23 protein-coding genes and 1 pseudogene are annotated in these 23,146 nt (G+C 70.1%); 12 read left to right on the forward strand and 12 right to left on the reverse strand.

The window, feature by feature from the left end; all coding sequences use genetic code 11:
* Nucleotides 1–5: 5 nt before the first annotated feature.
* The gene (locus tag CGL27_RS46990) at nt 6–2,441 is read left to right on the forward strand and encodes a glycoside hydrolase N-terminal domain-containing protein (protein WP_240450878.1); all 2,436 of its coding nucleotides are present in this window, start codon (nt 6–8) and stop codon (nt 2,439–2,441) included.
* A complete protein-coding gene (locus CGL27_RS46995) occupies nt 2,438–3,652 on the forward strand; it encodes an SGNH/GDSL hydrolase family protein (RefSeq protein ID WP_119993849.1) in 1,215 nt (404 codons plus the stop codon). The genes CGL27_RS46990 and CGL27_RS46995 overlap by 4 nt, the downstream gene beginning before the upstream one ends.
* Before the next feature lie 140 nt (nt 3,653–3,792).
* Here CGL27_RS46995 and CGL27_RS47000 read toward each other — a convergent pair whose 3' ends face one another.
* The 9 genes and pseudogenes from CGL27_RS47000 to CGL27_RS47040 form a co-directional block, all read right to left on the reverse strand.
* Nucleotides 3,793–4,989: an FAD-dependent oxidoreductase gene (locus CGL27_RS47000; RefSeq protein ID WP_346345775.1), complete on the reverse strand. Its 1,197-nt coding sequence runs from the start codon at nt 4,987–4,989 to the stop codon at nt 3,793–3,795.
* A 9-nt stretch (nt 4,990–4,998) separates the two neighbouring features.
* Entirely contained in the window at nt 4,999–5,727 is a 729-nt protein-coding gene (locus tag CGL27_RS47005; RefSeq protein ID WP_205587864.1) for an ABC transporter permease, read from the reverse strand.
* A 152-nt stretch (nt 5,728–5,879) separates the two neighbouring features.
* Nucleotides 5,880–6,803 (reverse strand): ABC transporter permease, encoded by a 924-nt coding sequence (locus CGL27_RS47010; protein ID WP_119993852.1) that lies wholly within the window; start codon nt 6,801–6,803, stop codon nt 5,880–5,882.
* On the reverse strand, nt 6,764–7,945 hold the full coding sequence (locus CGL27_RS47015; protein ID WP_119993853.1) for an ABC transporter ATP-binding protein: 1,182 nt from the start codon (nt 7,943–7,945) through the stop codon (nt 6,764–6,766). The genes CGL27_RS47010 and CGL27_RS47015 overlap by 40 nt, the downstream gene beginning before the upstream one ends.
* A complete protein-coding gene (locus tag CGL27_RS47020) occupies nt 7,942–9,021 on the reverse strand; it encodes an ABC transporter substrate-binding protein (RefSeq protein ID WP_119993854.1) in 1,080 nt (359 codons plus the stop codon). The genes CGL27_RS47015 and CGL27_RS47020 overlap by 4 nt, the downstream gene beginning before the upstream one ends.
* Before the next feature lie 146 nt (nt 9,022–9,167).
* Entirely contained in the window at nt 9,168–9,899 is a 732-nt protein-coding gene (locus CGL27_RS47025) for a GntR family transcriptional regulator (protein WP_119993855.1), read from the reverse strand.
* 287 nt (nt 9,900–10,186) lie between these two features.
* Nucleotides 10,187–10,312, reverse strand: a pseudogene (locus tag CGL27_RS47030) (FAD-binding protein); the annotation flags it as partial.
* Nucleotides 10,313–10,423: 111 nt separating this feature from the next.
* Nucleotides 10,424–10,876 (reverse strand): hypothetical protein, encoded by a 453-nt coding sequence (locus CGL27_RS47035; RefSeq protein WP_162953218.1) that lies wholly within the window; start codon nt 10,874–10,876, stop codon nt 10,424–10,426.
* 7 nt (nt 10,877–10,883) lie between these two features.
* Nucleotides 10,884–11,321 carry a hypothetical protein gene (locus tag CGL27_RS47040; protein WP_162953219.1) on the reverse strand — a complete coding sequence of 146 codons (438 nt, stop codon included), beginning with the start codon at nt 11,319–11,321 and terminating at the stop codon, nt 10,884–10,886.
* Nucleotides 11,322–11,470: 149 nt separating this feature from the next.
* Here CGL27_RS47040 and CGL27_RS47045 point away from each other — a divergent pair, with 149 nt between their 5' ends.
* The 7 genes from CGL27_RS47045 to CGL27_RS47070 all read left to right on the forward strand — a co-directional run bounded on the left by CGL27_RS47045 (nt 11,471) and on the right by CGL27_RS47070 (nt 16,582).
* Nucleotides 11,471–11,926: a MarR family transcriptional regulator gene (locus CGL27_RS47045; RefSeq protein WP_078646292.1), complete on the forward strand. Its 456-nt coding sequence runs from the start codon at nt 11,471–11,473 to the stop codon at nt 11,924–11,926.
* Nucleotides 11,923–12,777 carry an ATP-binding cassette domain-containing protein gene (locus tag CGL27_RS47050; protein WP_119993858.1) on the forward strand — a complete coding sequence of 285 codons (855 nt, stop codon included), beginning with the start codon at nt 11,923–11,925 and terminating at the stop codon, nt 12,775–12,777. Before CGL27_RS47045 ends, CGL27_RS47050 begins: the two co-directional genes overlap by 4 nt.
* Nucleotides 12,737–13,606 carry an ABC transporter permease gene (locus CGL27_RS47055; RefSeq protein WP_078646294.1) on the forward strand — a complete coding sequence of 290 codons (870 nt, stop codon included), beginning with the start codon at nt 12,737–12,739 and terminating at the stop codon, nt 13,604–13,606. Before CGL27_RS47050 ends, CGL27_RS47055 begins: the two co-directional genes overlap by 41 nt.
* A 117-nt stretch (nt 13,607–13,723) precedes the next feature.
* Nucleotides 13,724–14,164, forward strand: coding sequence for a hypothetical protein (locus CGL27_RS47060; protein WP_119993859.1), 441 nt, complete (start codon nt 13,724–13,726; stop codon nt 14,162–14,164).
* Nucleotides 14,165–14,293: 129 nt separating this feature from the next.
* Complete coding sequence (locus CGL27_RS53705; protein ID WP_162953220.1) at nt 14,294–14,470, forward strand: hypothetical protein; 177 nt, start codon at nt 14,294–14,296, stop codon at nt 14,468–14,470.
* A gap of 100 nt (nt 14,471–14,570) precedes the next feature.
* Nucleotides 14,571–15,266 (forward strand): response regulator transcription factor, encoded by a 696-nt coding sequence (locus CGL27_RS47065; RefSeq protein ID WP_119993860.1) that lies wholly within the window; start codon nt 14,571–14,573, stop codon nt 15,264–15,266.
* Nucleotides 15,263–16,582, forward strand: a complete 1,320-nt coding sequence (locus CGL27_RS47070; RefSeq protein WP_119993861.1) for a HAMP domain-containing sensor histidine kinase — start codon at nt 15,263–15,265, stop codon at nt 16,580–16,582. Before CGL27_RS47065 ends, CGL27_RS47070 begins: the two co-directional genes overlap by 4 nt.
* Before the next feature lie 23 nt (nt 16,583–16,605).
* Here CGL27_RS47070 and CGL27_RS47075 read toward each other — a convergent pair whose 3' ends face one another.
* From CGL27_RS47075 to CGL27_RS47085, 3 genes are read right to left on the reverse strand one after another with little or no spacing between them, the layout of a single operon-like run.
* A complete protein-coding gene (locus CGL27_RS47075) occupies nt 16,606–17,484 on the reverse strand; it encodes a LysR family transcriptional regulator (protein ID WP_159037924.1) in 879 nt (292 codons plus the stop codon).
* Nucleotides 17,468–19,024: an MFS transporter gene (locus CGL27_RS47080; protein ID WP_119994889.1), complete on the reverse strand. Its 1,557-nt coding sequence runs from the start codon at nt 19,022–19,024 to the stop codon at nt 17,468–17,470. Before CGL27_RS47080 ends, CGL27_RS47075 begins: the two co-directional genes overlap by 17 nt.
* A gap of 41 nt (nt 19,025–19,065) precedes the next feature.
* A complete protein-coding gene (locus CGL27_RS47085; protein ID WP_119994890.1) occupies nt 19,066–19,662 on the reverse strand; it encodes a flavodoxin family protein in 597 nt (198 codons plus the stop codon).
* Between the two features lie 210 nt (nt 19,663–19,872).
* Here CGL27_RS47085 and CGL27_RS47090 point away from each other — a divergent pair, with 210 nt between their 5' ends.
* The 3 genes from CGL27_RS47090 to CGL27_RS47100 are packed head-to-tail and all read left to right on the forward strand — an operon-like array spanning nt 19,873 to nt 23,101.
* A complete protein-coding gene (locus tag CGL27_RS47090; RefSeq protein ID WP_078646299.1) occupies nt 19,873–20,679 on the forward strand; it encodes a 2-amino-3,7-dideoxy-D-threo-hept-6-ulosonate synthase in 807 nt (268 codons plus the stop codon).
* Entirely contained in the window at nt 20,676–21,716 is a 1,041-nt protein-coding gene (locus tag CGL27_RS47095) for a 3-dehydroquinate synthase II (protein ID WP_119993862.1), read from the forward strand. The genes CGL27_RS47090 and CGL27_RS47095 overlap by 4 nt, the downstream gene beginning before the upstream one ends.
* On the forward strand, nt 21,716–23,101 hold the full coding sequence (locus tag CGL27_RS47100) for a class I adenylate-forming enzyme family protein (protein WP_205587865.1): 1,386 nt from the start codon (nt 21,716–21,718) through the stop codon (nt 23,099–23,101). Before CGL27_RS47095 ends, CGL27_RS47100 begins: the two co-directional genes overlap by 1 nt.
* The last annotated feature ends 45 nt before the right edge of the window (nt 23,102–23,146 follow it).

Below are 23,146 nucleotides of genomic sequence, written 5' to 3' on the forward strand. Positions count from 1 at the left end.
CCGCCATGAACCCCCGCCCGACCGACACCGGCAGTGACCCCAGCAGAGACCCCAGCAGAGACCCCAGCAGAGCCCCCGGCAGTGACCCCAGCAGAAGAACCGCGCTGTCCCTCGCGGCGACGGCCGGACTCACCGCCGCCCTCGGTGCCCTGCCCGCCTTCACCGCCTCCGCCGCACCCCGGCGCCCGGCCGACCCCCCGCCGCTCACCGGCACATCACACGACCAACTGTGGTGGCTGGCCCCCGGTGACGAGGGCTCCCTGATCGAGCAGGGCCTGCCGGTCGGCAACGGCCGCCTCGGCGCCCTCGCGAGCAACGACCCCGGCCGCGAACTACTGCTGATCACCGACGCCACGATGTGGACCGGCGGTCTCAACGACGCCCTCGACGCCGACGGCCAATTCCCCTACGGGCGCGGTGACTTCGGCTCCTTCACGCTGCTCGCCCGGCTCACCGTGGACATCCCCGACCACGACCTGTCCGGCGTCAACGGCTACCGCCGCACCCTCGACCTCGCACAGGGACTGGTCACCAGCTCCTACGTCCGCTCCGGCGTCACCTACCGGCGCCAGGTCTTCGCCAGCCACCCCGACGACGCGATCGTCCTGCACTTCACACAGAGCGGCGGCGGCCACTACACCGGCACCATCACCCTGGGGGGCACCCACGGCGAAAAGCCCTCGAACGCCGAATCGTTCGGCGCGTCCTTCCCGGGCGGCCTGCGGTACGGCGCGGCGGTCACGGCATACGGCAGCGGCGGCCGGGTCCGCGTCAACGGCACGCGCATCGACTTCTCCGGCTGCGAGGACCTCACGGTGGTGGTCAGCGGCGGCACCAACTACGTGCCGGACGCCGACCGTGAGTACCGCGACCCCTCCCTCGACCCCGAGAAACTGGCCCGTACGAAGGTCCGCGCCGCCGCCCGGCACTCGGCGGACACCCTGCGGCGCACCCACATCGCCGACTACCGCGGCCTGTACGAGAAGTTCACCCTCTCACTCGGCACCTCCACGGACGCCCAGCGATCGATGGACACCTGGGCGCGCCTCAAAGCACGCGCCCGGGACGGTGTGCCCGACCCCGAACTGGAGGCCGCCTACCTCCAGTACAGCCGCTACCTGATGATCTCCGGCTCGCGCGACAGCCTCCCCCTGAACCTCCAGGGCCTGTGGCTGGACGGCAACGACCCGGACTGGATGGGCGACTACCACACCGACATCAACATCCAGATGAACTACTGGATGGCCGACCGGGCGGGCCTGTCCTCCTGCTTCGACGCCTTCGCCGACTACTGCCTCGCCCAGCTCCCGTCCTGGACCGAGCTCACCCACGACCTCTTCAACGACCCCCGCAACCGCTACCGCAACTCCACCGGGAAGGTCGGCGGCTGGGCCGTGGCCTTCTCCACCAACATCCACGGTGGAAGCGGCTGGTGGTGGCATCCCGCGGGCAACGCCTGGCTGAGCAACAGCCTGTACGAGCACTACGAGTACACCCAGTCGCGGGCGTATCTGGCGAAGATCTACCCCCTGCTCAAGGGCGCCTGTGAGTTCTGGGAGGCGCGGCTGCTCACCACCACCCTCCCCGGCACCTCAAAGGAGGTGCTGATCGACGACAGCGACTGGTCGCCCGAACACGGCCCGCAGGACGCCAAGGGCAACACCTATTCCCAGGAACTGGTGTGGGCGCTGTTCGGCAACTTCGCCGCCGCGGCAGCCGAGCTGCAGAAGGACAGCGGCTACGCGGACACGATCACCTCGCTGCGCAAGAAGCTGTACCTGCCGGAGGTGAGCCCGAAGAGCGGATGGCTCCAGGAGTGGATGTCCCCCGACAACCTCGGCGAGACCACCCACCGCCATCTCTCCGTCCTGATCGGCCTGTTCCCCGGCGACCGCATCCGCCCCGACGGCTCCACTCCCCAGGAGATCGTGGACGGGGCCACCGCCCTGCTCACCGCGCGCGGCATGAACAGCTTCGGCTGGGCCAACGCCTGGCGCGCCCTGTGCTGGGCGCGGCTGAAGAACGCCGACAAGGCATACCAGCTCATCGCCAACAACCTCCGCCCCTCCACCGACGGCAGCAACGGCACCGCGTTCAACCTCTTCGACATCTACGAGGTCGAGAAGGGCCGTGGCATCTTCCAGATCGACGCCAACTTCGGCACCCCGGCCGCCATCAGCGAGATGCTGCTGTACTCCCGCCCCGGCCACCTGGAGCTGCTCCCCGCCCTGCCCGACGCCTGGGCCGCGTCCGGCTCGGTCACGGGACTGGCCGCGCGCGGCGGCTTCGTCGTCGATCTGCGCTGGAAGCAGGGGGTGCCGACGTCGGTCCGGATCCACAGCGTCGGCGGCCACACCACGACGGTGGCCCACGGCGACACCTCCCGTACGATCCGCCTGGCGCCCGGCGAGTCCCGCACGCTGAACGGGCTCGCCCGATGACGGCCCGCCGCGCCGCCCTCGGCGGCGTGGCCGCCGCTCTGCTCGCGGCCGCCGCCCTCCACCCCACCCCCGCGGAGGCGGCGGGCAGCCGGCACTCCGTCGTCACCTGGGCGGCGAGCGCGGATCGGCTGGGGGACGGGACACCGGACCGCGGCTACCGGATGGTCGTGCACACCAGTGTCGGCGGGAGCGATCTGCGCATCCGCCTCTCCAACGCCTTCGGCGACCGGCCGCTGACCCTCGACAGCGTCTACGCCGGTGTCCAGAAGTCGGGTGCCGAGCTGACGCCGGGCAGCAACCGGCGGCTGACCTTCGGCGGCGGGCACTCCGTCACCATCCCGGCGGGCGAGACCGTGCTCAGCGACGCCCTGCCCGGCGGTCTGCCCGCCGCGACCAACCTGGTCGTCAGCCTCCATACCCCCGACGCCGCCGGTCCGGCCACGGGGCACGGGATGGCAATGCAGACGTCGTACACGACCCAGGGCGATCACACGGGAGAGGAGAGCGCCACGTACTGGACGGAGACCACCGGCTCCTGGTTCTACCTCGACGCCGCCACCGTCCGCACATCCGCCGCCACCGGTGCCGTGGTGGCGCTCGGTGACTCCATCACCGACGGCTGGCAATCCACCACCGACCTCAACCGCCGCTGGCCCGACTACCTCGCGCGCCGGTTGCAGAAGGCGGCCACCGGCGTCAGGGGAGTGGCGAACGAGGGGATCTCCGGCAACAAGGTCCTCGCCGACGGCGCCGGGCAGAGCGCCCTGAACCGGCTCGACCGCGACGTCCTGTCCCTCCCGGGCGTGCGGACCGTGTTCCTCTTCGAGGGGGTCAACGACATCAAGGCACACACCGGCGTCACCGCCGCGGACATGATCGACGGCTACCGCCAGATCATCGCCCGGGCGCACGCGGCCGGGAAGTGCGTGGTCGGCGCCACTGTGGGCCCCTTCAAGGGCTGGTCCGAATGGGGCGCGGCCGCCGAGCGGGTACGCCAGGACGTCAACGCCTTCGTCCGAAGCAGCGGCGAGTTCGACGCGGTCACCGACTTCGACCGCGTCCTGCGCAGCCCCTACGACCCCGAGCGGGTGCTGCCCTTCCTCGACAACGGCGACCATCTGCATCCCAACGACAAGGGGATGCAGGCGATGGCCGACGCCGTCGACCTCACGGCACTCGACTGCGCAGGCGGCCCGCGCTCCAGGGGCTGAACACGGGCCGGCGGCCTCACGGGCCGAACATGGGCCACTGGGTGGCCGGGCGCGGCTGGTGGAACACCGCGCCCGGCCACCCGGCTCGATGGGACGCGCCGGTCATGCCCCTGCCGTCGCGGAGGACCGGCGCGCTCGTCTCACTGCTCGCCCGGGCGGCGTGCCGGAGGCGGCGGGGGCAGGACCTCGCCAGAGGTGAAGCGGCCCGGCCGGAAGTCCTTCAGCAAGGGGGACTCATGGCCGTAGAGCTCGTCCGCGACCAGGCGGCCGAGCAAGGGGGCCAGAGTGATGCCGCTGTGGGTCGCCACCACGTAGAACGGAACGTCGGCGGCGGGGAAGCCCGCCACCGTGAAACCGTCTCCCGGCATGGCGCGTTGGCCGACCCGGACCTTCTCCACGACGGTGCCCTCCGCGGCGTTCAGCACCTCGGGCAGACGGGCCAGCATGTCGGTGGCGATCTCTCCGTCGGGCGCGTACGGCTTGGCGGGGTCCGCGGACGCGTCCAGGTCCAGGGCCTGGAGCAGCAGACGGCCACCGCCGTCGGGACGGACGTTGAGCCGCGGGCCGGTCAGTACGCGGGACAGGCGGGCGGCCGTCGGTGCGGTGGTGGCGAGGAAGCCGACCGTCGCGGAGCCCGCGAGATCCGGGTCCGCCATAGGGACGTGCGCACCGGCCAGCTCGGCCACTTTCTGTGTCCACCGGCCCGCGCAGCTCACCACCGTGTCCGCCGGGTAGCGCCCGCCGTCGGCGCAGATCACGGCCGTTCCCGCCGGGCCGTGCTCGATCGCGGTCACCCTGGCGCCGCCGACCACCGTCACGCCCCGGTCCCTGGCCCCGCCCAGCAGCCGGGACAGCAGCAGCACGGGCAGTGTGTACGCCTCCTCGGGGAAGAAGGCGAACACGGCGTGCGACGGTGCTGCCGCGAGGTCCGGCTCCAGCTTCCCGGCCTGTTCCGCGGTGATCCACTCCACCGGGTAGTCCCTGGCCGTCAGCCGCGCCACCCGCCCGGCCAGCACCTCCTTGTGCCGGTCCGTCACCGCCCACTCCAGGTTCCCGGCGGGGAAGAACCACGGCGCGCCGTCCCCGGCCAACTCGTCGTGTGCGCGCATACCCGCGTGGTTGAGCGCGAAGTACGGCTCGGGCTCCTTGTTCGCGCTGTTGATCCAGGCGAACGAGTTCGCGGTGGTGCCCGCTCCGGGGTGATCCGCCTCGAGCACGGTGACCCGGGCGCCACGCGCGGCCAGTTCCGCCGCCACGGCCGCGCCCACCACTCCGGCTCCGATGACCACAACTCGCACGGGAATCCTCCTTAGCACGGGGTCACTACACGAGGTCACTACACGGGGTCACTGCTCGGGGTCGGCCCCGAAGAGATGAGCGACGCCGACGACGCGCTCGATGATGACGACGGCCACCGCGGCGAAGAGCACCATCACGGTGCCGACGGCGGTCACGGTCGGGTCGTAGTTGTACTGGAGGTAGTTGAAGATCCGCACCGGCAGGGTCTGCATATCCGTGGTCACCACGAACAGCGCGATCGTCAGGTCGTCGAAGGACGTGATCAGGGCGAAGAACGCCCCCGCGATCAGCGGCCCGCGCACGGCGGGCAGCGTCACATGCCAGAACACCTGCGGCGCCTTCGCCCCCAGACCGGCGGCGGCCAGCTCGGCCGACCGGTCGAGCCCGGCGAGACCGGCCAGGACCAGGCGCACCGTGTACGGGACGGTCAGCACCAGGTGCGCCAGCAGCAGGGTGAGCGGGCTGGACGCCATGCCGAGCTGGGCGTACCACTGGAGCAGCCCGATGCCGAGCACGATCGTCGGCACGGCGAACGCACTCGAGAACACCCTGTCCAACACCGACTTCCCCGGGAACGGGTAGCGGTGGATGGCCAGCCCCGCGGCGAGCCCGAGCGCCGTGGACACCACGGCCGCTCCCGCCGCCACGCCGATGCTGAGCAGGAAGGAGTCCAGGAACTCGGGGCGGTTCAGCAGCTCCGCGTACCAGTGCAGGGTCAGCCCCTTGGGCGGGAAGGTGACATAGCTGGTCGTGGTGAGCGACGAGGCGATGGTCACCAGTACGGGCGCCAGCAGGAACAGCCCGACGAGCGCGGCGAACGCGGCCCCGAGCAGGCGCCTCGCGCGCTAGCCCACGCCCGCGGCGATCGGCTTGCGCCCGGCCCCGGCCGCCGCCTTGTCCGTCGCCGGTGTGGTTGCCGTTGCTGTGTTCACGCGAACACCTCCTTGCCGCCACGCCCGCGCAGCAGCCGGGCGTACACGGCCGTCAGAATCGTCGTCACCACGATCAGCACGAAGCCGATCGCCGCCGCGTACGGCCAGTTCAGGTTGGACGTCGCCTCGGTGTAGACGAAGTACGGCATCAGCTTCACCGTGGGCCCGCCCAGAGTCGCCGGGGTGACGAAGCTGGAGACGGTCAGGCTGAACACGATCAGTGAACCGGCGAGCATCCCCGGCAAGGACAGCGGGACGGTGATCCGCCAGAAGCATGTCCAGCCGCTCGCCCCCAGGCCCTTGACCGCGGGCGTGAGGGCCGGGTCGATCCGGTCCAGGCTGCCCATCAGCGGGAGCACCATATAGGCGAGCATCACATGCACCATGCCGATGACGACCGCGGTGTCGTTGTACAGCATCTTCGGCGCGTCCAGGCCCACGGCGTGGAACCCGTCCGCGATCGGTCCCTTCGGCCCGAGCAGCACCAGCCACCCGTACGCCCTGGTCACCATGGAGATGAGCAGTGGCGACAGCAGCACGAGGGAGAGGTAGTTGCGGGCCCGGGGCGAGCGTCCGCGCAGATAGACGGCGAACGGGTAGCCCACGACGAGGCAGCCGAGGGTGGTCAGCGCGCCGATCCACAGGGTGTGCCACAGCACGTCCCGGTAGAAGGAATCCCCGAGGAACCGTGTGTAGTTCTGCAGTGTGGGATCGCCCGCCTGGGTGCGGAAGCTGTTGTACACCAGCATGAACAGCGGTGCGATGAAGAGCAGGGCGAGCACGGCGATGGCGGGGGAGGCCAGCAGTAGTCCGGTCCGCCAGGGGCCGCGCGCCTTGACCGGCTGGTGAACCTTCGGGGTCGGCGCGGCGCCGTCGGGCCTCAGGGCCGGGCCGTCAGTGATGCGTGCTGTGGCTGCCATGCGCAGATCACCTCCTCGCCCAGCCTGGGCACCTCGGAACCGAACGGCAGCGTGGCCTCGACGTGTCCCGCGGCCGTGGCCAGGACGCAGCGGATGCGGGTGCCGAGGAAGCGGGTGGCCTCGACGGTGCCGGGAAGTCCCGGCCGCGTCGCGTTGTCGATGGGTGTCCTGTCCGAGCGGCCCTTCTCGGGCACGGCCAGCACCCGCACGGCCTCCGGCCGCATATAGAGCCGTACCGCCTCGCCGTCGCCCGGCGCGGTGCCGACCGGTGTCGCCGTGACGAGATGCGTGTCACCGATCCGGCAGCGGTGCCCGTCGGCGGCCGTCCCCGCCGCGATCCCGTCGAGGACGTTGACCTCGCCGACGAACTGCGCCACGAAGTCCGTGGCCGGACGCAGATACACGGTCTCGGGGGCGTCCAGCTGATGGATCGTCCCCTCGGCCATCACCGCGATCCGGTCCGACACCGCGAGTGCCTCGTCTTGATCGTGGGTCACCAGAATCGTGGTGGTGCCCACCCGGCGCTGGAGGGCGGCGACCTCCTCGCGTAGCCGCACCCTGAGCTGGGCGTCGAGGTTGGAGAACGGCTCGTCGAGCAGCAGCAGGTCGGGTTCCACGATCAGCGCCCTGGCCAGGGCCGTGCGCTGGCGCTGCCCGCCGGAGAGCTGGCGCGGATAGCGCTCGCCCATGCCGTCGAGCCCCACCAGCTCCAGGGCCTCGGCCGCCCTGCGCCTGCGCTGGGCGGCCCCGACCTTGCGCATCCGCAGGCCGAACGCGATGTTCTCCGCCACCGTCATATGCGGGAACAGGGCGTAGGACTGGAAGACCATGCCCATGGCCCGCCGGTTCGCGGGGAGCCGGGTGATGTCGCGGCCGTCCACCTCCACCACGCCGGAGTCGGGCAGCAGATGGCCCGCCACCATGTTCAGCGTGGTGCTCTTGCCACATCCCGACGGGCCGAGCAGGGTGAGGAACTCACCGGGCTCCATCGTCAGGTCGATACCGCGTACGACCTCCTTGCCGCCCAGCGCCTTGTGGATTCCCTTCAGGACCAGCCGCCCGCGGGTGCTCGCTGCCCGTGCGGCGGTGTCCGGCCCGGCCGGGGCGGCCTCCTTGCCCACGGTTTCCGTCCCCGCGGTCACTTGCTCTCCACCTGCTTGTTCCACTTGTCGGTCCAGGCGGAGCGGTTCTTGTTGATGGTCTTCCAGTCGAGCCTCAGCAGGGAGTCCGCCTTGTCGGCGCTGACCACCTTGTTCCTCAGGGCGGGGTCCTCCTTGACGCCCTGGACCACCGAGCCGTCGTAGGTCGCCTTGGCCAGTGCCTGCTGGACGGATGGCTCCAGCAGATGGGCGACGAACTTCTGGGCCACCTCCTCATGCGGTGCCTTCTTCACCACGTTCGCCGTGGTCACCAGGCCGATGGCACCGTCCTTCGGGTAGGCGAACTCGATCGGGAAGTCCTTCTCCGCGAGCGTCGAGGTCCGCGACACCCCCCACACCGAGGCGGCGGCCTGGCCCTGGAGGAAGTAGTTGGACACATCGGCGGTGGTGTCGAACGTCGCCACGTTCTCGGCGATCTTCTTGACGGCCGTCAGGCCGGGGTCGACGTCCTTCTCCGAGCCGCCGTTGGCCTTGGACGCGCCGACCAGCAGTCCCACCCCGTAGGTGTTGGTGATCGACGGGAGGACCACCTTGTCCTTGAGCTTGGGGTTGGCCAGGTCCTCCCAGGTGGTGGGCTTGGGGATGCCGTGATCCTCGAACCACTCGGGGTTGTAGGCGATGCCCGTGGCCGTCAGCCCGAACCCGACCCCCGAGTTGTTCTCCATCCGGGCGATCGGCACCACATCGTCCACCGGCACCACCTTGGTGTCGATCGACGCGAGCAGTCCCGCCTCCAGCGCCTGTGCCTGGGGGCCGTCGTCGACCAGCGCGACGTCGATCTGCGGGTTGGCGCGCTGCGCCTTGAGCTTGGCGACGGTGTCGGTGGAGGAACCGGGGATATAGGTGACCTTGCAGCCGCAGCTCTTCTCGAACGCGGGCAGCACCGAGTCGCGGAACGCCGTCTCGAATGAGCCGCCGTAGCCGGCCACCACCAGGGCGCCCCCCTTGCCGCCACCGGCGGAGGGATTGGGCGAGCCACAGCCGGTGAGGGCGACGGTGAGAGCGAGGGCACTGGACACGGCGCACAGGGCGGGCAGGGCTGATCGGGGGAAGTCCATGGCTACCTCCTGCGATGAGGGATGGAAGTGCCGTTCCCGCGACCGGAGGAGGCGGGAGGGAGGGTGAAGCGATGAGGGATCCGGGGCGTAGGGCGGTGCGCGAGGGGGGCGAGGAAAGAGAGAGCGGGGTACGGGGGCGAACGGGGTCAGCCGAGTGGGCCGGGGAGCGAGGTCTCCACGTAGAAGCGGGAAGTGTCGGTCGGCAGGATGATTTCGAGGTGTTCGACCACCTCGTCGTTCTCCGCCCAGGTGACGCGCAGCCAGCGGAAGACCGCGGCACCCGGTTTCAGGCCGAAGAGCTCGGCGTGCTCCTCGTCCAGGGCGTACGGCTCCACGTAGAGCCGTGAGCGTTGCAGGGGCACTCCGCGGTCGCGGAGGTACATATGGCTCGTGATGGTGACCAGGTCCTGGTCCAGCAGGTCGGGGGCGAACCGGAAGGGCAGCACGGCGAGCTCCGTGCCGTTCACGCGGCTGCCGTCCGCGCTCAGCTTGTGGCGATCGAGTTGTACGACGGCGTCGTTGTCGTCCAGGCCGGGCAGCCGCAGGGCCGCGCCGCCCGCGGGCAGGACCTTGGCGCTGATCACCCGGTGGTCGCCGTGGGCTTCCGGCCCGCTGGTCAGCACGCCCGCGGAGCGGAGCAGATTCTCCTCATCGGTGGTCTGCGCGACAAACGTGCCGTGCCTGCGGTATCGGACGACCAGCCCGGCGTCCGCGAGGTCGCGCAGCGCGCGCTGCACGGTGATTCGCGAGACGCCGAACCGTTCTCCGAGCTCGGCTTCGGTGGGCACCCTGGTCCCGGGTGCCCACCGGCCGTCCCGGATGTTTCCCTCCAGCTCCCTGCGGATCTGCTCGTACAGCGGGAGGTCACGTTCGGCCATGCGAAGAGAGTGATCTCAACCAATTGCTATGTCAATACGTTGGATGGATATGACGTAGGGCCGTAACGCATCCTCCTCGCCGGAGGCGGCGGGAAATCTCTCCGCAACGCGGTGTTGACGTGCCTTCAGGCGCCTCGTCAGCTGCTGGCACCCGGGCCCGGAGGCTGGATCAGTGCCCGGTCGAGATCGCTGACCGTGTTCCCGGTGTGGTCGGCGCCCGAGGGCCGTCATCGGCAGGGGAATCCCCTGGAACACGCCGTCCGGGTCGACGGTGTCCTTGCCGAAGCGGCGTCGGCCCGGACGACGGATCCGTCGGCCAGCACGACCTCGGCACCCGTCAAGTTGTCCGCGACGAGGCCGAATCGGCCGCCCAGCGGGCCGTATCCGCCGCCCAGGGTCAGCCCGGCCATGCCGCGTACTCGGGACCCGCGGTGATGACCTGATCAGCAGGCAGGTGCTCCTTCAGCGCCGCTACCGCCCTCTGCCGAGTCTGTGTGGGGCATCCGGCGATGGGCCGGACGCGATCACAGGCGGAGGATGCGATCCGCGGAGCGTGCCGCGTGATAGGCGAATTCCCAGAAGTCCATATGTCCGATGGCCAGGTTCACATGCATCAAATTGACATCCGGCGGCGTCAGGCGGAACTCGCGGTCGAGCGCCATGTCTCCGTCCTCCAGCTCCTGGCTTCTGGCCGAAACCGCGAGCAGGGGGTGGTCGCTGGTCATGGTGGCGGCATCAGCCAAGAACACGACTTCGAGCGCGGGTTCGATGGCGACAGCGGATAGCACGTCGTCCGGACTCGCCCCGGCGAACGCACGGTCGTCGACCAGGAAGGTGCGCACCTCGAAACCGTTGTCGTCGAGCTGGTTGAGCAGGTCGACGACTGTCCGCCACGCTGCGTCGTCGGAGTAATCCGTGCGTACGACAAGGGCTTCGGCTTCGAAGTCGTGATGGGTGAAATCGATGGTCGGTAGCATGGCGGGGTCACACATGGGAAGTCCTCTTCCTGTCACTCGATGTCACTCGTGCTTTTTCCGGTGAGAATCGAAGTATCGTGACCGAATGTGCCGGGAACGTCCAGGTCAGGGAGTCGCCATGGGCCGTGGCGTGGGACTCCGGTGAGCGATTGACGACGAGGACGTTGAGAGTTCCGTCCCTGTCGACGGTGGCATTCGTCACCAGTTCCTCGTAGGAGGAGCCCAGCGGTGTCTCCCGAGTGGATACCTCGGCGTTGTCCTTCACTTCGCTGTCCACGACGGCCATGTCGGCATCGGCGCTCATGACCGGAACGCCACCCTGGCCGTTCGACCCCCGCGGATCATCGGGGGTGCACGCGGTGTCGCTCATGACGCCGGTCGCCACAGCAGTCGCGCCGTAAAGGAAGTGGCGCCGGCCTATCCCATGCCGACGTATCTCACTCATAGCGGTCCCTCTGCTCCCTGGACGATCTTCGTTTCCATGGGCACGGGACGGTAGGGGACGGCCTTGTGTGGTTCTTGTGAGGTGATCTGCCGGACCTCGACTGGTCCGGGTGTTGAAAATTACCTCTCACTGAGAGGTAAAGTGGAGACATGGCCACAGAGGAGTTCCCCGATTCGTTCGCCGATGTGCTGGGCGGCGTCCAGCGGCTGATCCGGCGGCGGCTGCGGGCCGGGATGACGGAGCCGCGGTTGCGTGGGGCCCAGGTGGAGCTGTTGCGGCTGGTCATGGCCCAGCCCGGGATCCGGGTGTCGGTCGCGGCCAAGGAGCTCTACCTCGCGGGCAACTCGGTCTCCACCCTGGTCAACCAGCTGGTGAAGGCGGGCTACCTGCACCGCGAGACCGATCCCGAGGACCGGCGCTCCGCGCGGTTGACGACCACCCCCGCCGCCGAGACCCGGATGCGGGAGTGGCAGGCACGGCGTGGCGCACTGGTCCGCGAGCAGGTGGCGCGGCTGTCCGAGAGCGACCGGGCGGCGCTGGCCGCGGCCGTTCCGGCGCTGCGCAAACTGGCCGAGAACCTTCATGAGGAGGTGGAAGGGATATGACCGACGCCCCGGAAAGCACGGCTCCGGTCGCGCTCGTCTGCGAGGGTCTGCGGTACGCGTTCGGGGAGACCAAGGCGGTCGACGACCTGGAGCTGTCGGTCCGGGCGGGCGAGGTCTTCGGGCTGCTCGGACCCAACGGAGCGGGCAAGACCACCGCGATCCGCTGCATCACCACACTGCTGCCGGTCCCCGCCGGGATGGTGCGGGTGTTCGGGCACGACGCGGCCAAGGAGCGGATGGCGGTCCGCCGGCTGCTGGGCTACGTACCGCAGCAGTTGTCCGCCGACGCCGGGCTCACCGGCCGGGAGAACGTGGAGCTGTTCGCCCGCGTCTTCGACGTCACCCGCCGGGAGCGGGCCGACCGCGTGGCGCGGGTGCTGGCGGCGGTGGACCTCACCCCGGCGGCCGACCGGCTCGCCAAAACGTACTCCGGCGGCATGGTCCGCCGCCTGGAGCTGGCCCAGGCCCTGGTCAGCGCGCCCCGGCTGCTGATGCTGGACGAGCCGACGATCGGCCTGGACCCGATCGCCCGGACCAGCGTGTGGGAGCACATCAACGCGGTACGGGCGGCCACCGGGATGACCGTGCTGGTCACCACGCACTACATGGACGAGGCCGACCAGTACTGCGACCGGGTCGCGCTGATGCACCGCGGCCGGATCCACGCACTCGGCACGCCCGGCGAGCTCCGCTCCGAGCTGGCCGGCCGCCGCCGGGCGGAGGGCGAGGCCGATCCGAAGCCGACTCTGGAGGACGTCTTCCGGGACGTCGCCGGAAGCGGCCTCGACGAGCAGAGAGGAGATTTCCGCGATGTCCGAAGCACCCGTCGCACCGCGTCCCGGGTCGGCTGATGCCGCCGGGCTCGTCCCGGACGGACGGCCCGATCCGCTGCTGACCCCGCCGCGCGCCCGCACCGGCTGGCGGGTGCTGCCCGCGCGGGTCGTCGCGATGTGCGTGGTCGAGCTGCAGAAGTTGCGGCACGACCGCACCGAGCTGTACACCCGGGCCATCCAGCCCGCCCTCTGGCTGCTGATCTTCGGCGAGACCTTCACCCGGCTCAAGGCCATACCGACCGGTGGCACGCCGTATATCGACTATCTCGCGCCCGGCATCATCGCCCAGTCCGCGATGTTCATCGCCATCTTCTACGGGATCCAGATCATCTGGGAGCGGGACGCCGGCATCCTCACCAAACTGCTGGTCACCCCCACCCCGCGGGCCGCCCTGATCACCGGCAAGGCATTCGCCTCCGGGGTGAAGGCGCTGATCCAGGCGGTCGTGGTGATCGCCATCGCGGCGCTGCTCGGAGTGGCACTCACCTGGAACCCGCTGCGGCTCCTCGGGGTGGCCGTCGCGGTGATCCTGGGCTCGGCCTTCTTCTCCTGCCTGTCGATGACCATCGCCGGGATCGTGCTCACCCGCGACCGGCTGATGGGCATCGGGCAGGCCATCACCATGCCGCTGTTCTTCGGCTCCAACGCGCTGTACCCGGTGGCGCTCATGCCCGGCTGGCTCCAGGCCGTCAGCACCGCCAATCCGCTGAGCTACCAGGTCGACGCGTTGCGCGGACTGCTGCTGGGCACTCCGGACCACCTCGCGCTCGACTACGCCGTTCTGGTCCTGGCCGCCGCGGCCGGTATCACGGCGGCCTCCTCGCTGCTGGGGCGGCTGGCGCGCTGACCCGGTCGGTGCGCGGGGTGCCGTAGCGCGGTGTGCGGTGTGCGGTGGAATGGATACACACCGTACTGTCGCCGGGACAGCGGCCACCGGGCCCTACGAGCACGAGAGGAACACGCGGTGCGGTACGAGGACGGATCCCCTTACGCATACACCCCCGGCATCGGGGTGCCCCAGGGCTTCCACGCGGTCAATGTCGGGTGGCTGGAGCATCAGGACGAGTTTCCCCGCGGTCAGGTGCCCACGGAGTTCGTCCACGCGCTCGCGGTCCTCTGCCGGGACAACTCCACCAATCGCACGAGGGGTTGGCAGAACTGCACACTTGCGCACCCCGAGGGGAAGCCGCCCTGTCCCGTCGTGGTGGACGTCGGCGGCACCGAGGTCACCCTCGGCAGCGCCGAGGTCAGGGTCCTGGCCCGGGACGGCAGGTGGCTGATCGCCCCCAACCTCGTCCTCCACTACGTCATCGCCCACGGCTACCTCCCGCCACGAGAGTTCATCGAGGCGGTGACGGCGCGGCGTGCGATCCCTGAACCGCCCTCCGGAATGCCGCGGTTCTAGCCATCGGCGACGGACACTGTCGAGTGGACCGTGCGGCCCGGGTCCGAACCTGGGGCTGCCCCGATCGGCCGTTCCGCAGGGCCTGGCCGAACGGGCGTACCTGTACCGGTCATTGATCGCCGACGCGAGATGCTCGTCGTCCTCGACGATGCCCTCGACGCCGCCCTCGACGCCGCCCAGGTCCGCAGCCTGGTCCCGGGGAGCGGCGGCAGTCGGCTGATCATCACCAGCCGTAACCATCTCGCGGATCCGGGCGTGCACCCTGTTCAGCGACCCCTGATGTCGCACCGGCGCCGATTGGGGTGACTTCGGCCCCATCGTGAGGGTTCTGAAGCGTTTTGGACTCGTCGTCCGACGGCCGAGATGTGACGCGCTGTGCCCACATCCGGACTGTCAAGATGAGCGAATGATCTACCCAGCCGATATAGACCGGTCGACTGCGGATCAGACAAGGCTGTTACTGATCGAAGACGACCGGGAAACCGCAGACATGCTGGCCGAATTGTTCAGCTCAGAGGGCTACGACGTCGATGTGGCATTCGACGGCCACCGGGGGCTTCATCTCGGTCTCAGCCGAAGACATCAGGTGATGGTCATCGACCGCATGCTTCCGGGCATCGAGGGCCTGGACCTGGTGAAACGATTACGGCGGGTCGGTGTTACCACCCGGGTCCTGATACTGACCGCGCTGGGCGAACTCGGCGAGCGGGTCACCGGCCTCGATTCCGGCGCGGACGACTATCTGGTCAAGCCCTTCGAAGTGGACGAACTGCTGGCCAGGGTGCGGGCGCTGCACCGGCGCGACCTCTCGGGCGCCGAAATCCTGCCGCTCGGTGACGGAGAGCTGGACCTGCGGCGCCGCGAGGTCCGCCTTGCCGACGGCACGGGCATCGAGCTGTCCTTGCGGGAATTCGGCCTGCTCCACGCGCTCGCCGAAGGTCCCAAGATCGTGCACGACCGCTCACACCTTCGCGAGCGGGTGTTTCCCGATACCTCGGCGGAGTCCATTGTCGACACCTATGTCTACTACCTGCGGCGGAAACTGGGCCGTGACGTCGTCCGCACCGTGCGCGGGCGCGGCTACCAGATGGGGACGCTGTGAATTCGATTCCGATCCGCTTCCCCCGCCGCACGGCGCCGAGCCCCGAGCAGCGGAGGCTCTCCTCCGCCCAGTGGACGATAACCCGGCGCATCTCGCTGGTGATGTCGGTGATCATGTTGATCATCGGAGTCATCGTCTATGGCGTCATGCTGTTCGCTCAACGCGCCGACGCGGAGCGCGAAACCCAGTGGGGGATCGACCACAACACCATCGACAGCCCGCCGGTCTGCGTGTGGATGACCGTGGAGCGGAACGGAGTGATCAGCAGCACCCCCGGCACCCCCGCCGGGATACCCGTGAGATCCAGCCTGGCCGCGGTCCGCGCCGGCGCTCCCGCGGTGCTGGAACGGGTGCGGCGAGGTGGCGAGGAGTACACGGTGCGCACCGCATGGCGTGGTGCGGAGGTCGTTCAGGCGGCCTACGGTGAACGGTTCCAGCGCGCCGACCGCAACCATCTGCTGCTCGCCTTCGCGGCGGCCGAGGCGGTCGGTCTGCTGCTCGTGGCCGTCGCCAGCGGCATGCTCGCGCGACGGGCGATGCGGCCGCTCTCCGAGGCACTGGACCGGCAGCGGCGGTTCGTCGCGGACGCCAGTCATGAATTGCGCACCCCACTGACCCAGTTGCACACCCGCGCCCAGTTGCTGGCCCGGCGCTCCGGCTCGGCCACCCCGCAGCAGCTCGCCACCGACCTCCGGCGCCTGGTGACCGGAACTCGGCAGCTCGGTGACGTCATAGACGACCTGCTGCTGTCCGCGCGGCTGTCCCAGTCGCCGGGATCCCGCGATCCGGTCGACCTGGCCACGCTCGCCGAGGAGGCGGTGTCCGCCGAGGACGCCAGAGCCCATGCGATGCGGCTGACCGTGCGTCTTCGGTGCGGGCCGGGGCGGCATGTGGTGATGGGCACCACGTCGGCGTTGCGCCGGGTGATCGCCGCGCTGGTCGACAACGCGATGGGGCACACTCCGCCCGGTGGGGAGGTCGTGGTGTCCGTGGACGCCCCGCTTCCCGGCATCGTGTCGCTGTCCGTACGCGACACCGGCGTGGGGTTCGCACCGGAGGAGGCCACGCGCATGTTCGAGCGGTTCGCCAGGGGGACCGCCGGCCGCGGCAGACGGTTCGGGCTCGGATTGGCGCTGGCCCGCGAGGTGATCGAAAGCCATGGGGGGCGGATCACCGCCAACGGACGGCCGGGCCACGGTGCGCTGTTCACCGTGGAGCTGCCGGCGGCGCGGATGGGGGAGACCATCCCACGGCAACGGACGATCGCCTCGTGCCTCTCCGCGGGAGGCAGACGGCCGGACATCTCCGGGCACTGACGTGATCGGGGCCAGGGCCCGGCTCATGAGGGCTGCGGCCGACGCCAGTCGAGCGCACCGCTGTCGAGATCTTCGGCGAGCCCGGACAGCGGCGACTCGGCGTCCCACACCAGCCGTGTCCGGCGCCACAGCCGGCCGTTCGCCAGCCGTTTCAGCGCGACCCCGGGGCAGTGATCGCCCGGCGCGAAGAAGGCTCCGATCGCGTTCCCGGCGCTCACGATGGCCGCCGCGGTCGTCTGGTCGGCCCCGAAATACCGGAACCGAGGGGTGAACCCCGCACGCTCGCAGGCGATCCTCAGGCTCAGGCCGAGACCGTCGGAGCGGTCGCCGGGGGCGACCCAGGTGTCCTCGGCCAGTTCTTCGAGGGTGATCAGTTGCCGATGGGCCAGCCGGTGGCCGGGGGACAGGCCGATCAGCACCGGTTCGGTATCGAGGTCGCGGACGGTGAACTCGCGGACCGGGGGCGGCACGACATCGGGGAACTCACTGATGACCGCGAGCGCGATCTTCTCGGTGCGCAGCAGCTCCAGCACGGCCTGGGAGGAGGGTTCCAGATAGGTGAGCTGTTCGTGGTGCGGCAGCCGCTCCCGGATGAGCACGGCGATCAGGGGCACCCAGGGGTTGTCCACCCCGCCCAGCCCGACGGCCTGCGGCGGTTCGGCCGGCTGGGCCAGTGTCCGTGCCGTGGAGAGCAGATCACCGAACTCGTCGAGCAACTGCCGTGCTCTGCCCAGGACATGGACGCCGAGCTCGGTCGGCTCGACACCGTGCGGGCGGCGGCGGAACAGCGGCCCGCCGAATTCCTGCTCAATGCGTCTGAGCTGGGTGGACAGGCCGGATTGGGCGATCTGCAAAGTGGCGGCCGCATGGCTGATGCTGCCCGACTCAGCCACGGTGAGCACGATCCGAAGATGGCGCAGCCCCATATCCACTTCCTGCCTCCGTCGTTGATGGTCGCGGCCGGAAATATCCGATGACGAGGACGGCACCGGCCAGGGACAGCAGCGCCGTCCACGCGGCGGTGACGTACATGGCGTGCAGATAGGCCCGGTTCGCGGCGGCGAGGAGATCGGGGTGGTTCAGCGATCGTGCCACCGCCCGGGTGGCCTCCGCGGAGTCCAGGGCCTTCTCCCGTGGTCCGGGAGGCAGCTCGGTGAGCGAGGGCCGGATGGCCCCGCGGTAGGCGGTGGCGAGCAGGGAGCCGAGCACCGCGACCCCGAGGGTGCTGCCCACCGGCCGGGCCGCGGCGTTGATCGCCGCGCCGGCGCCGGTGTACCGCGGGGGCAGACAGGCCATCATCTCCGCCGTCATCGGCGCCACCACCAGGCCGATGCCGGTGCCCTGCGCGAAGAGCACCCCGGCGATCCAGGCCACCGGAGTGCCCGCGTCGAAGAACAGGTAGCCGCCGAAGGTGATGCTGGAAAGGAGTATCCCGGCCACCGCGCACCAGCGGACGGTCAGCAGCCGGGACACCGTCGGGGAGATCTGGTTGCCGAGCACGATGCCGCCCGCGGCGGCCGACATCACGGCCCCGGCGGCCAGCGTCGACAGTCCGTGCACCCCCTGCAGATAGAAGGCGCAGTAGAAGAGCTGCCCCGCCAGACCGAAGAAGAGCAGCAGCAGGGTCACGGTACCGCCGGCGAAGCGCGGCTCGGTGAACAGGCGCACATCGAAACCCGGCGCGGCTCGGCGGCTCTGCGACATCACGAACGTCGCCAGCAGGGCGAGACCGACCGCTATGGGCAGCAGCGTGGCCGGGCTCGACCAGCCGGCCGGGCGGCCGCCCCGGATGACGCCGTACACCACAAGACCCAGCCCCAGTACGGAGAGCGCCAGGCCCAGTGGGTCGAGCACCCTGCGCTCGGCGTAGCGCAGCCCGGGCACCAGGAGCCATACGCCGAGCAGGCACACCGCCACCACCGGAAGGTTGACCAGGAACACCGAGCCCCACCAGAACCGGGTCAGCAGCGCACCGCCCACCACCGGTCCGAGCGCGACGGCGGCGCCCCCCGCGGAGGCCCAGACCGCGATCGCCCGGGTCCGGTCGGCCGGCGCGCCGGCGCGGGTGACGATCGCCAGCGTCGCCGGTGTGATCAGCGCCCCGCCCGCGCCCATGAATCCACGGGTGACGGTCAGCTCCGTGGCCCCGGCCGAGAACGCGGCCAGTGTGGAGGCGCCGGCCAGCAGCACCAGCCCGGTGACCAGGATGCGGCGCGGACCGTAGCGGTCGGCGAGAGCGCCTCCGGCGAAGCTGCCCGCGGCGAAGACCAGCGAGTACGAGGCGTTGGCCCACGCCAGGTCGGCGGAGCTCGCCCCGAGCCCGTGCACCGGATCGGCGAGGGTTTCCATCGCCACGTTGAGGACCGTGTTGTCCAGCAGGACCAGCGTCTGCGCCAGGACCGCCACGGCCACGGTCCACCACTGCCGGACAGAGGTGGCCACGGCGCGGCCCTCGCCCCCGGCCGGCACCGCGGGCCGGTGTCTCACGGCTCCAGCGCTCGTCTGCCCGCGACAAGGGTCCGGGCGAGTTCCGCGACCCGGTGCCCGAGATGTTCCGCGGTGGCGAGGTCGGACTTGTGCATCGCACCCGATCTGTCGTCCACCGCGGACTGCGCGGCGGCGCCCTGGAAGAAGCCGAGCCGGTTCAGGTCGAACTCGCTGCCGGAGGAGGAGTTCCAACCGGGGGGCAGGCCGAGGCTGGCCCAGAGCATGCCGTGCTGTGCGGCGAGGGTGGCGAAATAGCCCAGGGTGCCGGCCTTGTCTCCGGCCATCGAGCCGGAGTTGGTGAAACCCGCCGCCAGCTTGTCCTGCCAGCGGCGGGTGAGCCAGCGTCTGGCGCTCGCCTCCGCGAAGGTGTGGAAGGCCGACGAGGCCGTGCCCATATAGGTCGGCGCGCCGAAGATGATCGCGTCGGCGTCGTCGAGCCGATGCCATTCCTGATCGGTGATCCGGTCGACCTGGATGGAGGCGACCTCGGTGTGCGGGACCCGGCTCGCTCCGGCTCGTACGGCCTCCCCCAGCCTGGCGGTGTGACCACGTCCGCCGTGACAGGCGATCGAGATGCGTACCGGGTCGGTCAAGGCGGTCAAAACAGACTCCTCGAAAACGCGGTTTCGGCTCCGGCGGAATAACCGTCGGACAGCCTGTCAGAGCAATCTCAGAAATTCCTCAGAGCCGCATAACCGCAGAGTGATGGAGATTCGATATCCGCTCGGCATTGCGTGGACGTGCCATTCTGGCCGAGCAATCCCCCCGCGTGGTTCGCCCCTTGGGAGAGGTGTGCCTGGCACATGACCGATATTGGTAAATCATTCCGGATGCGGAGGCTCTCGGTCGTCGGTGACGGAAGATATCTTTTCGTCCCGCTCGACCACAGTGTGTCCGATGGGCCGGTGGTGTCCCAGGCCCGCTGGAACGGGCTGTTGAGAGCGCTGGTGGACGGCGGCGCGGACGCGGTCGTCGTCCACAAGGGCCGGGCGCGGGCGATCCCACCGGACATCCTGCGCCGCTGCGCCCTGGTGGTTCACCTGAGTGCGGGTACCGCGCACGCGGCCGACACCGATGCCAAGGTGCTCGTCGGCGACGTCGAAGAGGCCGTGCGGCTGGGCGCGGACGCGGTGAGCGTGCATGTGAATCTCGGATCGGACACCGAGCACCGGCAACTCACGGATCTCGGGGCCGTCGCGGCCTCATGCGACATCTGGAACATGCCGCTGCTCGCGATGATCTACCCGAGGGGGCCGCGGATCGCCGATCCGCACGATCCCGCGCTGCTCGCACACGCGGTCAACATCGCCGCGGATCTCGGCGCCGACCTGGTGAAGACCTCGATCGCGCTGCCGATGGACCGGATGGCCGAGGTGGTGAACAGCTGTCCGCTGCCGGTCCTCGCCGCGGGTGGCCCGCCCGACGGCTCGGACCTGATCAGTCACGCGACCTCGTTGATGCTCGCCGGCTGTCGCGGCCTCGCGGTCGGCCGTCGGATCTTCTCCTCGCCCTCACCCTCCTCGCTGGTGGCGCGGCTCGCCGCCGTCGTGCACGCCGTCGATGCCGGAACGACCCCCCACCCCCCGACGATCGCGACAGGAGCCGCATGAAGTTCGCATGGATCGATCTCCGAGCCGTTCCGCAGGCCCAGCTCGAGTCCATCGTCGACGCCGCCATCCACACGCGGATGCAGGGCGTGCTCTGCGATGACGAATCCGTCCTCACGGCACTGCCCCCCACCGTCACCGGCGTCACCACCACGGTGGTGACCGAGGAGAAGGAGCTGTACGACCTCGGCGCCGACACCGCCGCGTGGGTCGACGTACACGACGAACCGTCGCTGCGGCTGGCGTGCGAGGCCGCCGTCGCGCTGCCCTTCACCGTGGTCCGCTTCGCCGACCCGACCAAGATCCCCCTGGAGATCGTGCTCGCCGCCGCGGACCGCTCCGCCGGAAAGCTGATCACCGTCTGCGCCGATCTGGAAGAAGCCGCCACCGTCCTGGAAGTGCTGGAACGCGGTTCGGACGGAGTCCTGTTGGCTCCCTCCGACGCCGGCGAGGTGTTCGCGCTGGCCCGACTGCTCGAGGCCGGAACCTCTCCGCTGGAGCTGACCACGCTGACCGTCGACCGCATCGAGCACCACGGGCTCGGCGACCGGGTGTGCGTGGACACCTGCACGCATTTCGCCGAGGACGAGGGCATCCTGGTCGGCTCGTACTCGACCGGCTTCATCCTGTGCTGCAGCGAGACCCATCCACTGCCGTACATGCCGACCCGCCCGTTCCGGGTCAACGCCGGCGCCCTGCACTCCTATGTGCTCGGCCCGGAGAACCGGACCAACTACCTGAGCGAACTGCGCTCGGGCAGCACGACCCTGGCGGTCGACGCCGAGGGCCGGACCCGGCCGGTCACGGTCGGCCGGGCCAAGCTGGAGTCCCGGCCGCTGCTGACCATCACCGCGATATCGGCCGACGACATCGTGGTGAGCCTCACCGTCCAGGACGACTGGCACGTGCGGGTGCTCGGGCCCGGCGGCAAGGTCCACAACGTCACCGAGCTGCGGCGGGGCGACGAACTGCTCGGCTACCTGGCCACGGACCAGCGCCATGTGGGCTTTCCCATCGGCGAATTCTGCAAGGAACACTGATGAGCGTCCATATGCGGGAGCTCCTCGACACGCTGTTCGACGCCCATCCCGGCGACGTGCCCTACCTCGTCCACGGTGAACACCCGGTGAGCCGTGGAGAGGTCCGGGCCGCCGTGGCCGTGGAAGCGGCGGTCTTCGCCGGGCACGGCGTCGGCGAGGGGCATACGGTGATGCTCCAGATACCACCGAGCTGCACCCAGATAGAGGTACTACTCGCGCTATGGCAGCTGGGCGCCCAGGTGATGCTGGTCGACCACCGGCTCAAACCGTCGGAAGTGGACGCCCTGCGCTCGTTGTGCCACCCGCAGTTCATGGTCGGCGCGGGTACGGCGGGCCGCTCGTCGCTCAGGTTCGAGCCCAGGTACGAGGTGATCACCTCCCGGTACCCGGACGGTCGCCCGGCGGCGACCGAGCACCGGCTGGTGCAGTTCAGCTCGGGTTCCACCGGGCTGCCCAAGGTGATCGGGCGGACCGCGGCCTCCCTGTCGGCCGAGATCGAGCGGTTCACCCGGATCGAGGGGATGCCGACCCCGGGCGAGCGGGTGTTGCTGCTGAGCTCGACCGCGCACAGTTTCGGCCTGATCGCCGGGGTGCTGCACTCCCTCGCCGCGGGCGTCTCGGCGGTCTTCGCGCGACGGGTGTCGGCCAAGGACATCCTGGCCGCCGCCGCGCGTCACGACGTCCACTTGATCTTCGGCACGCCCTTCCACTACGACCTGCTGAGCACCGCCCGGGAGCTGCCCGCCCTGCCCGCCCTGCGTGCGGCGGTCTCGGGCGGGGAGATCATGCCGTCGCAGACCGCCGTGCGGTTCGCCGACCGGTTCGGCACCGGGGTCGGGGAGTCGTACGGGACCACCGAAACCGGCGTCATCGCGATGGAGATGAGCGGCGCCTCGAGGCCCTCGGTCGGCCGGCCAGCACCCGGTGTGCGGCTGCGCATCCGGGAGGGCGAGCTGGACGTCTGGCTGCCGGACGGCTCGCCCTATCTGCACGATTCCGGCGGCGACCGGTACACCGACGGCTGGCTGCGCACCCATGACCGGGCCGAGCTCGATTCCTCCGGCGCCGTGCGGCTGCTGGGCCGTGGCGACTCCCTGGTGGTCATCGGCGGCCTCAAGGTCGATCTGACCGAGGTGGAAGCCGTGTTGTGCCGGCACCCCGGGGTCAACGGGGCCGTGGTCGTGCACGCCGGCGCCACCGAAGCCTATGTGTCCGTCGCCTCCGACGGCCCCTCGTCGGGGGAATTGCTGCGCTGGTGCCGGGACCGGCTGGCCGACTACAAGGTGCCCCGTGTCGTCCACGTCCTGGCGGACCTGCCCCGCACCTCCAACGGCAAGCTCGTCAGGCGCCGCGACGCCCTGCTCGCCCGCGCTCCCGAGCGTTGACACGCCGACCGCCCCTTGCCGCCCACCCCCCATCGATTCCCGTGG

The sequence above is a fragment of the Streptomyces sp. 11-1-2 genome, from assembly GCF_003595545.1.
GTDB lineage: Bacteria > Actinomycetota > Actinomycetes > Streptomycetales > Streptomycetaceae > Streptomyces > Streptomyces hygroscopicus_B.

Coding starts and splice junctions, on each gene's coding strand:
- CGL27_RS46990 (WP_240450878.1), top strand. CDS start 6: ATGAACCCCCGCCCGACCGACACCGGCAGTGACCCCAGCAGAGACCCC.
- CGL27_RS46995 (WP_119993849.1), top strand. CDS start 2,438: ATGACGGCCCGCCGCGCCGCCCTCGGCGGCGTGGCCGCCGCTCTGCTC.
- CGL27_RS47010 (WP_119993852.1), bottom strand. CDS start 6,803: ATGGCAGCCACAGCACGCATCACTGACGGCCCGGCCCTGAGGCCCGAC.
- CGL27_RS47020 (WP_119993854.1), bottom strand. CDS start 9,021: ATGGACTTCCCCCGATCAGCCCTGCCCGCCCTGTGCGCCGTGTCCAGT.
- CGL27_RS47025 (WP_119993855.1), bottom strand. CDS start 9,899: ATGGCCGAACGTGACCTCCCGCTGTACGAGCAGATCCGCAGGGAGCTG.
- CGL27_RS47035 (WP_162953218.1), bottom strand. CDS start 10,876: ATGCTACCGACCATCGATTTCACCCATCACGACTTCGAAGCCGAAGCC.
- CGL27_RS47040 (WP_162953219.1), bottom strand. CDS start 11,321: ATGAGTGAGATACGTCGGCATGGGATAGGCCGGCGCCACTTCCTTTAC.
- CGL27_RS47045 (WP_078646292.1), top strand. CDS start 11,471: ATGGCCACAGAGGAGTTCCCCGATTCGTTCGCCGATGTGCTGGGCGGC.
- CGL27_RS47050 (WP_119993858.1), top strand. CDS start 11,923: ATGACCGACGCCCCGGAAAGCACGGCTCCGGTCGCGCTCGTCTGCGAG.
- CGL27_RS47055 (WP_078646294.1), top strand. CDS start 12,737: ATGTCCGAAGCACCCGTCGCACCGCGTCCCGGGTCGGCTGATGCCGCC.
- CGL27_RS53705 (WP_162953220.1), top strand. CDS start 14,294: ATGCTCGTCGTCCTCGACGATGCCCTCGACGCCGCCCTCGACGCCGCC.
- CGL27_RS47065 (WP_119993860.1), top strand. CDS start 14,571: ATGATCTACCCAGCCGATATAGACCGGTCGACTGCGGATCAGACAAGG.
- CGL27_RS47090 (WP_078646299.1), top strand. CDS start 19,873: ATGACCGATATTGGTAAATCATTCCGGATGCGGAGGCTCTCGGTCGTC.
- CGL27_RS47095 (WP_119993862.1), top strand. CDS start 20,676: ATGAAGTTCGCATGGATCGATCTCCGAGCCGTTCCGCAGGCCCAGCTC.
- CGL27_RS47100 (WP_205587865.1), top strand. CDS start 21,716: ATGAGCGTCCATATGCGGGAGCTCCTCGACACGCTGTTCGACGCCCAT.